This is a genomic window from Ochrobactrum sp. BTU2 (assembly GCF_024539785.1).
Lineage (GTDB): Bacteria > Pseudomonadota > Alphaproteobacteria > Rhizobiales > Rhizobiaceae > Brucella > Brucella anthropi.
Window position 1 is genome coordinate 1 of sequence record NZ_JAHWRG010000079.1, and the last position, 1,324, is coordinate 1,324.

The following is a 1,324-nucleotide window of genomic DNA, read 5'->3' on the forward strand; positions in this document are numbered from 1 at the left end:
ACTTCAATAAACAGGCAGACTGACCGGCATTCAGCACCCTCATATCACTACTATGTGCCCTCAAATGAGCGCTTACGCTTCACCATCAGCATGAGGGCTTGGTCCCAAGTCATGAAGTTCTCCTTTCGTCTCTCTGACGGAAGGAGGCCGCACCGCAGCATCGAGGAGTCAGGGATCGCGGAGCGACCGCCGGTGGCGGCGAGCGGGGGAGCCGATTTTCTGGCGACGCCCTCTTCGGGCGGCGGCCGAAAATTGGGGGACCGCGATGTCCTTGACGCCGGAGAGGCGGTGCGACAATCGGACGTCAGAGAGAGATAAACCACGGCCCCGACCAGGGGTCGTGTCCGTTTCTGGCGGCAGCCGGCTCTGTGCCGACCCCCGGCGGATTGTCCGGGTGTTCTCTGGACCTGACTCCGCCCGACGCGTTCATAGGAGGCGACCGAAGCCACCTCCTATCGAATCGTCAGGCATAATCATCGGGGAAGAACCGGTCGGAAATGTCCTCCTCGCCGATGTGCCATTGCCTGTCGGACCAGCGCGACGGCAGGAACTCCTCATCGCCGTAGAAGTACGCGATGACGATCTTGTCCGGTTCACGGAAGATACCGAACTCAACCTCGTTCTCGATCGCCCATAGCAGGGCGGTCGACAGGAATTCCTTCGAGATCGTGGCAGGCAGATGGATTTCGCCATCGAAGGGTTCGCGCGGTCCTTGATGGTCCTCGCTAGTCGCATCGACGTTGTTGTTTTCAATCGCAGTCATGGAAAATCTCCTTTTCGTTTCTGACGAAAGGTGTCCACGCTGTAGCCCAGAGGGGTCAGGGACCGCGGAACGCGGCCGCCGAGCGGCAAGCGGAGGAACCGATTTTCTGATCCGGGCCTGAAAGGAACGGAGCTAAAAATTGGAGGGGCCGCGCAGTCCTTGACGCCGGATGGGCTGGCGTACACTGGGAAGTCAGAGAGAGAGGAGCACCACGGCGTCGGCCAGACGCCGTGTCCGTATTGGGATGGGGATGGTTTGGAAGGGGGTGTGACACCCCCTTCCATGGGAGGATGTTTGAAGGAGGGGCTTCGCCCTTCCTTCATGGGGAGAGCTTTAGAGGGGCGGCCGTGCCCCCCCTTTCATCACAGGAGCATCGGACCAAAAAGTGGTTTCCGGTTTTTGGGAACGATCCGATGCTCCGACAAGGAAGTCGGATTTCAACGCGCCCATGCGCGTGGCGATTCCGTCCGAAGTTCTCGTGAAGGGTAAGCGCGCATTTCTAGGCACCTTTTCTGGCTAACGAGATTGAGGCAAAGGGTGTCCACCGATAGAAAGGGTGGA

At 59.4% G+C, this 1,324-nt stretch carries 1 protein-coding gene; it reads right to left on the bottom strand.

The features are described from left to right. Window positions 1-463: 463 nt before the first annotated feature. Window positions 464-763, bottom strand: a complete 300-nt coding sequence (locus KWJ32_RS28065; protein ID WP_151610744.1) for a hypothetical protein — start codon at window positions 761-763, stop codon at window positions 464-466. Window positions 764-1,324: the final 561 nt, after the last annotated feature.

What these genes read in the sequence shown, in the direction of transcription:
- KWJ32_RS28065 (WP_151610744.1), bottom strand. Translation starts at nt 763, where the DNA reads ATGACTGCGATTGAAAACAACAACGTCGATGCGACTAGCGAGGACCAT.